We start from the raw sequence: 6,502 nt of genomic DNA, 5'->3' as shown, positions 1-6,502 counted from the left end.
GGCGGCGAACTGGTCGACGCGCCGGTTTCCGGCGGCGTGCCGCGCGCGCGCACGGGCGAACTGGCCATCATGTTCGGCGGCGAAGCCGCCACGCTGGAACGTGTGCGCCCGGTGCTGCAGGCCATGGGCAGTTCGCTGCTGCATACCGGCGCCGTCGGCAGCGCGCACGCCATGAAGGCGCTGAACAACCTGGTGTCGGCCGGCGGTTTCCTGATAGGCGTGGAAGCCATGCTGATCGGGCAGCAGTTCGGCCTGGATCCGGACGTGATCGTCGACGTGCTCAATGCCTCGACGGGCACCAACAACTCCACCCAAAAGAAGTTCAAGCAGTTCGTGCTGTCGCGCGCCTTCAACTCGGGCTTCGGCCTGGACCTGATGGTCAAGGACCTGAGCATCGCGCTGAGCATGGGCGAAGATTCCGGCACGCCTACGCCGTTCGCAGCGCTGTGCCGCGAATTGTGGGCGTCCGCCGGCAAATCGCTGGGCCCCGGCCAGGACCACACCGCCGTGGCCCGGCTGTCCGAGCAATTGGCCGGCGTTGAATTGAAGCCGCACAAGACGGCGTAATCGGGGCGGGGCACGCCCCGCCATCTTTCCTACTGACTTTTTCCGCCCCATCGCGGCGGAGGGCAAAGCATTGCCCGCACAAGGAGACACACATGAAAACCTGGTGGATCGCAGCAGGCTGCCTGGCCCTGGCAGCCACGTCGGCAAGCGCGCAAGACTACCCTTCGCGCGCCATCTCGATGGTCGTGCCCTATGCTCCCGGCGGTTCGACCGACGGCCTGGCGCGCATCGTGGCCAACGCCATGGGCAAGAACCTGGGCCAGACCATCGTGGTGGAAAACCTGGGCGGCGGCGGCACCATGATCGGCAACCAGCGCGTCACGCGCGCCACGCCGGACGGCTACACCATCACCTTCGGCAACATGGGGTCGCTGGCGATCGCGCCGTCGCTTTATCCCAAGTCCGGCTTCGACCCGCGGCGCGACATGGTCGGCGTGGGCCTGGTCGCTACCGTGCCCATGGTGCTGTCCGTCAGCAAGGCCAGCGGCATCAAGACCCTGGCCGAACTGCTGGAACAACTGCGCGCAAAACCGGATGCCATCAACTTCGGCAACGCCGGCCAGGGCTCCACCAGCCATATCGCGGCGGTGAACTTCCTGTATGTCACCCAGACCCAGGCCACTCAGATTCCCTATCGCGGTGCCGGCCCGGCCATCGCCGACCTGATGGCCGGCACGGTGGACGCGGTGGTGGACCAGACCGTCACCATGATTCCGCTGCATACCAGCGGCCGCGTGCGTTCGCTGGCGGTGGCGGCGCAGAAGCGCCTGCCCCAGATCCCCGACGTGCCCACTTTCGCCGAGGCCGGCGTGCCCGCCTTCGACCTGAGTGTCTGGAACGGCATCGCCGCGCCCGCCGGCACGCCACCCGAGGTGGTCGCGCGGCTGGAAAAGGCGCTGGATGCGGCCCTGGAAGACCCCGAGGTGCAGGAATCGCTGAACAAGCTGGCCGCGCAGGCGCCCACCGGCCAGGCGCGCGGGTCGGCGGCCTTCCAGGCGCTGATCGCCAAGGACGTGCCGCGCTTCAAGAAACTGATCGACGAGGCGAATGTCGCGGTGAATTGATCGCGGCATAAGCCGCGTTGAACCCGCTGCCCAAAGAAAAGGCTGCCAGATGGCAGCCTTTTCTACGAGCCGGATATTCCGGCCTACGCGTCGATGTTCGACGCCGACAGCGCGTGCGTTTCAATGAACGCGCGGCGCGGCTCGACGTCGTCGCCCATCAGGGTGGTGAAGATCTCGTCGGCCGCGATGGCGTCTTCGATCTTCACGCGCAGCAGGCGGCGCACGGTGGGGTCCATGGTGGTTTCCCAGAGCTGGTCGGGGTTCATTTCGCCCAGGCCCTTGTAGCGCTGCTTGGAAATACCGCGCTCGGCTTCGCTGCGCAGCCATTGCATGGCCTCGCGGAAGTCGGACACGAACTGTTCCTTGCGCTTGTCGCCTTCGCCGCGCGCCACCAGCGCGCCCGGGCCGATCAGGCCCAGCAGGGTCTTGGCCGACCTGGCCAGCACCGCGTAGTCGGCGCCCTGCACGAAGTCGGCGTCGATGACGCTCAGGCGCACGTTGCCGTGGTGCATGCGGCGCACCATCAGGCGATGCTGTTCGTGCGCTTCATCGAATTCGGCCGTCACGTCCACGCCGTTGCCCACCACGGATTCGTGCATGGCGTCCGACAGCTTCCTGGCCGACGCGGCGGCGGCCTCGGCCGACGACAGGTCGATTTCCACGCCCTCGGCCATGGCCGACAGCGCGTCCACGTCGAACAGGCGCGACAGGCGCGCGATGACGGCATCGGCCAGCACGTACTGGCGCGCCAGTTCGGCCAGTGCTTCGCCGGTAATGGGCGCGGCGCCCTGTGACGGCACCAGTTGCGCATCTTTCAGTGCCTGCTGCAGCATGAACTGCGCTTCTTCCTGGTCGTCTTTCAGGTAGCGCTCTTCGCGGCCCACCTTCACCTTGTACAGCGGCGGCTGCGCAATATACACATAGCCACGGTCGATGAGCTCGGGCATCTGGCGGTACAGCAGCGTCAGCAGCAGGGTGCGGATGTGCGCGCCGTCGACGTCGGCGTCGGTCATGATGATCAGGCGGTGGTAGCGCAGTTTCTCGACGTTGAAGTCGGGGCCGATGCTGGTGCCCAGGGCGGTGATCAGGGTGGCGATCTGTTCGCTGGCGATCAGGCGGTCGAAGCGGGCTTTTTCCACGTTCAGCACCTTGCCGCGCAGCGGCAGGATGGCCTGGAACTTGCGGTCGCGGCCCTGCTTGGCCGAGCCGCCGGCGGAATCGCCCTCGACGATGTACAGCTCGCACAGCGCCGGGTCTTTTTCCTGGCAATCGGCCAGCTTGCCGGGCAGGCCGGCGCCTTCCAGCACGCTTTTACGGCGCGTCATTTCGCGCGCCTTACGGGCGGCTTCGCGGGCCCGCGCAGCCTCTACAATTTTGCCGCACAGCGCCTTGGCGTCGTTGGGATGTTCCAGCAGCCAGGTTTCCAGCGTGCGCGCCACGGCGTCTTCCACCGCGGGGCGCACTTCGCTGGACACCAGCTTGTCTTTGGTCTGGCTGCTGAACTTGGGTTCGGGCACTTTCACCGACAGCACGCAGGCCAGGCCTTCGCGCATGTCGTCGCCGGACGTTTCCACCTTGGCCTTCTTGGCCAGTTCGTTGTCGGCGATGTACTTGTTGATGACGCGCGTCATGGCCGCGCGCAGGCCTGTCATGTGGGTGCCGCCGTCGCGCTGCGGAATGTTGTTGGTGAAGCACAGCACGGTTTCGCTGTACGTGTCGTTCCATTGCATGGCCACTTCCACGCCCACCGGCACGCCGCCGGCGCTGGATTCGGCGGTAACGGCGAATACATTGGGGTGCAGCACCGTCTTGGAACGGTTGATGTATTCCACGAAGCCGCGCACGCCGCCCGAGAACGCGAAGTTCTCTTCCTTGCCCTGGCGCTGGTCGACCAGGCGGATCTTCACGCCATTGTTCAGGAACGACAGTTCGCGCAGGCGCTTGGACAGGATGTCGTAGTGGTATTCGATATTGTGGAAGATGACCGGGTCGGCCAGGAAGCGCACCTCGGTGCCGCGCTTGTCGGTGGCGCCCGTTACCGCCAGGGGCGCCACGCGCTCGCCCTGGCGGAATTCCATCTGGTGCACCTGGCCGTTGCGGCGAATGGTCAGCCGCAGCCATTCGGACAGCGCGTTCACGCACGATACGCCCACGCCATGCAAGCCGCCCGACACCTTGTACGAGTTCTGGTCGAACTTGCCGCCGGCGTGCAGTTCGGTCATGACGATTTCCGCGGCGCTGCGGCCGAATTCGTCGTCTTTGTGGATGTCGGTGGGAATGCCGCGGCCGTTGTCGGTTACCGAAATGGAGTTGTCGGTATGAATGGTGACCACGATGTCGTCGCAGTGGCCGGCCAGCGCTTCGTCGATGGCGTTGTCCACCACTTCGAACACCATGTGGTGCAGGCCCGTGCCGTCGGAAGTATCGCCGATGTACATGCCTGGGCGCTTGCGCACGGCTTCCAGCCCTTTGAGCATCTTGATCGAATCGGCACCATAGCCGGCGTTCTCGGGATTGCTGTTCTGCTGATCTGACATGGTTATATCGCTAACACTTCAAAAAACGGCCTCGCGGCCAGACCGCGGCGGGCAGAAGGCCTGCCGCGGCACAAACCCACGAAGGCGGATCAGATCCGCATGGGCATGACGACGTACTTGAACTGGTCGTCGTCGGGCAGGGTAAGCAGCGCCGACGCGTTGGCATCGGGCATGACCGACCACTGGATGTTCTCGGCCTTCACGTTGCCCAGCACGTCGAGCAGGTAGCTGACGTTGAAGCCGACGTCGAGCGCTTCGTGTCCGTAGTCGATGTCGAGTTCTTCCTGGGCTTCTTCTTGTTCGGCGTTGGAAGACGAGATCTTCATCAGGTTCTGCGCCAGCTGCAGGCGCACACCCTTGAATTTGTCGGTGGTAAGAATGGCCGCGCGCTGCAGGCTGCCTTGCAGGGCTTCGCGGCTGATGACGAACTGGCGCGTGTAGTTCGTGGGAATCACGCGCGTGAAATCGGGGAACTTGCCTTCCACCAGCTTGGACACCAGTTCGACATCGCCGAAGCGGAAACGGATCTGGCCCGGCGCCACATCGATGGAGACGGGCTCGTCGGAATCTTCCAGCAGGCGCTGCATTTCCAGCACGGTCTTGCGAGGCACGATGACTTCATGGCGTTCGGCGATGCCGTCGGCTTCGGTGGCGCAGTGCGCCAGGCGGTGGCCGTCGGTGGCCACGGCGCGCACGCGGCCGGCTTCGAATACCAGCAGCATGCCGTTCAGGTAGTAGCGGATGTCTTGCTGCGCCATGGCGAAATGCACCATGTTCAGCAGGTGGCGCAGCGTGCGCTGCGGCAGGGTCAGCGAGACATCCCATTTTTCGGGCTGGGCCACGGTGGGGAACTCGCTGGCGGCCAGCGTCTGCAGGGCAAAACGGCTTTTGGCCGACTGCACCGACAACTTGCTGTTGGCCAGGCCCAGCTTCACTTCGCCGGTGTCGGGCAGGGCCTTCAGGATATCGAGCAGCTTGCGCGCGGCAACCGTGGTGGATTCGTTGTCTTGCCCCACGCCGAAGTCGGCGTGCGTGGTGATCTGGACTTCGAGGTCGGTGGCAATGAAGGCGACCTTGTTGCCTTCCTTGCGCATGAGGATGTTCGCCAGGATGGGCAGGGTATGGCGTCTTTCGACGATTCCCGCCACGGTCGACAGCGGTTTCAGCAATGCATCGCGTGTGGTTTGTACGAGTTGCATGTTCATCCTTTTAGAGTTTGTTCCAACACGTGCAGGGTATGGTTCAGCTCGGCCTGCTTGGCGCGGGCATCGGAAATCTTGCGTACCGCGTGCAGTACGGTGGTGTGATCACGGCCACCGAACAGATCGCCGATTTCCGGCAGGCTTTTCTGGGTTAGCTCCTTGGCCAGGTACATGGCCACCTGGCGCGGCAAGGCGATATTGGCGGGCCGCCGTTTCGAGTACATGTCGGCGACCTTGATTTTGTAGAAATCGGCCACCGTTTTCTGGATGTTCTCGACCGTGATCTGGCCGTTGGACACCGACAGCAGGTCTTTCAGGGCTTCTTTGCAGACATCGACCGACAGGACATCGCGGCCATGGAAACGGGCATAGGCCAGCACCTTGCGCAACGCGCCTTCCAGTTCGCGCACGTTGCTGCGCAAGTGCTTGGCAATGAAGAAGGCCACCTCTTCGGGCATGGGCACGCCTTCGGACTCGGCCTTGCGCAGCAGGATGGCCACGCGCATTTCGAGTTCGGGCGGCTCGATGGCCACGGTAAGGCCGGAATCGAAGCGCGAGATCAGGCGGCTGTCGATGCCGGCGAGTTCCTTGGGATAGGTGTCGCTGGTAATGATGATTTGCTTGCGCTGCGCCACCATTGCCTCGAACGCATAGAAAAATTCTTCCTGCGTGCGGTTCTTGCCCGAGAAAAACTGGATGTCGTCGATCAGCAGCAGGTCGAGCGAATGGTAGTAGCGCTTGAAGTCGTCGAACGCCTTGCGCTGGTACGCCTTGACCACGTCGGACACGTATTGGTCGGCGTGCACATAGCGCACCCGCACCCCGGTGCCCGCCGCCACCATGGCATTGCCGATGGCGTGGATGAGGTGGGTTTTGCCCAGGCCCACGCCGCCATACAGGAACAGCGGGTTGTAGGAAATGCCGGGGTTTTCCGCCACCTGCAGCGCGGCCGCGCGGGCCAGCTGGTTGGCCTTGCCGGTAACGAAATTTTCGAAGGTCAGGTCGGTATTCAGGCGGGAACGCTCGTACACCGCGCCGGCCGCGTCGGCCTGCATGGCCAGCAATACCGATCGATACAGTGCTTCGCTTTGCTGTTCGTCGGCGGTGGCGGCCTCGACATTGGACGATACCC

At 64.1% G+C, this 6,502-nt stretch carries 5 protein-coding genes; 2 read left to right on the top strand and 3 right to left on the bottom strand.

The window, feature by feature from the left end; genetic code table 11:
• Together LPZ50_RS19925 and LPZ50_RS19920 are read left to right on the top strand one after the other, a co-directional pair.
• Positions 1-567, top strand: a 567-nt coding sequence (locus tag LPZ50_RS19925; RefSeq protein ID WP_230664183.1) for an NAD(P)-dependent oxidoreductase, incomplete at its 5' end; no start/stop codon positions are given.
• Positions 568-659: 92 nt separating this feature from the next.
• Entirely contained in the window at positions 660-1,631 is a 972-nt protein-coding gene (locus LPZ50_RS19920; protein ID WP_230664180.1) for a Bug family tripartite tricarboxylate transporter substrate binding protein, read from the top strand.
• Positions 1,632-1,714: 83 nt separating this feature from the next.
• Here LPZ50_RS19920 and gyrB read toward each other — a convergent pair whose 3' ends face one another.
• The 3 genes from gyrB to dnaA form a co-directional block, all read right to left on the bottom strand.
• Positions 1,715-4,168: a DNA topoisomerase (ATP-hydrolyzing) subunit B gene (gene gyrB / locus LPZ50_RS19915; protein WP_230664177.1), complete on the bottom strand. Its 2,454-nt coding sequence runs from the start codon at positions 4,166-4,168 to the stop codon at positions 1,715-1,717.
• Positions 4,169-4,257: 89 nt separating this feature from the next.
• On the bottom strand, positions 4,258-5,367 hold the full coding sequence (gene dnaN, locus LPZ50_RS19910; protein ID WP_230664174.1) for a DNA polymerase III subunit beta: 1,110 nt from the start codon (positions 5,365-5,367) through the stop codon (positions 4,258-4,260).
• A gap of 2 nt (positions 5,368-5,369) precedes the next feature.
• Positions 5,370-6,502, bottom strand: a 1,133-nt coding sequence (dnaA, locus tag LPZ50_RS19905) for a chromosomal replication initiator protein DnaA (protein ID WP_230664170.1), incomplete at its 5' end; no start/stop codon positions are given.

The sequence above is a fragment of the Bordetella petrii genome, assembly GCF_020991325.1.
Classification (GTDB): domain Bacteria; phylum Pseudomonadota; class Gammaproteobacteria; order Burkholderiales; family Burkholderiaceae_B; genus Bordetella_A; species Bordetella_A petrii_E.
This window is presented reverse-complemented; position numbering and strand designations above follow the sequence as displayed.

What these genes read in the sequence shown, in the direction of transcription:
- LPZ50_RS19920 (WP_230664180.1), top strand. Translation starts at nt 660, where the DNA reads ATGAAAACCTGGTGGATCGCAGCAGGCTGCCTGGCCCTGGCAGCCACG.
- gyrB (WP_230664177.1), bottom strand. Translation starts at nt 4,168, where the DNA reads ATGTCAGATCAGCAGAACAGCAATCCCGAGAACGCCGGCTATGGTGCC.
- dnaN (WP_230664174.1), bottom strand. Translation starts at nt 5,367, where the DNA reads ATGCAACTCGTACAAACCACACGCGATGCATTGCTGAAACCGCTGTCG.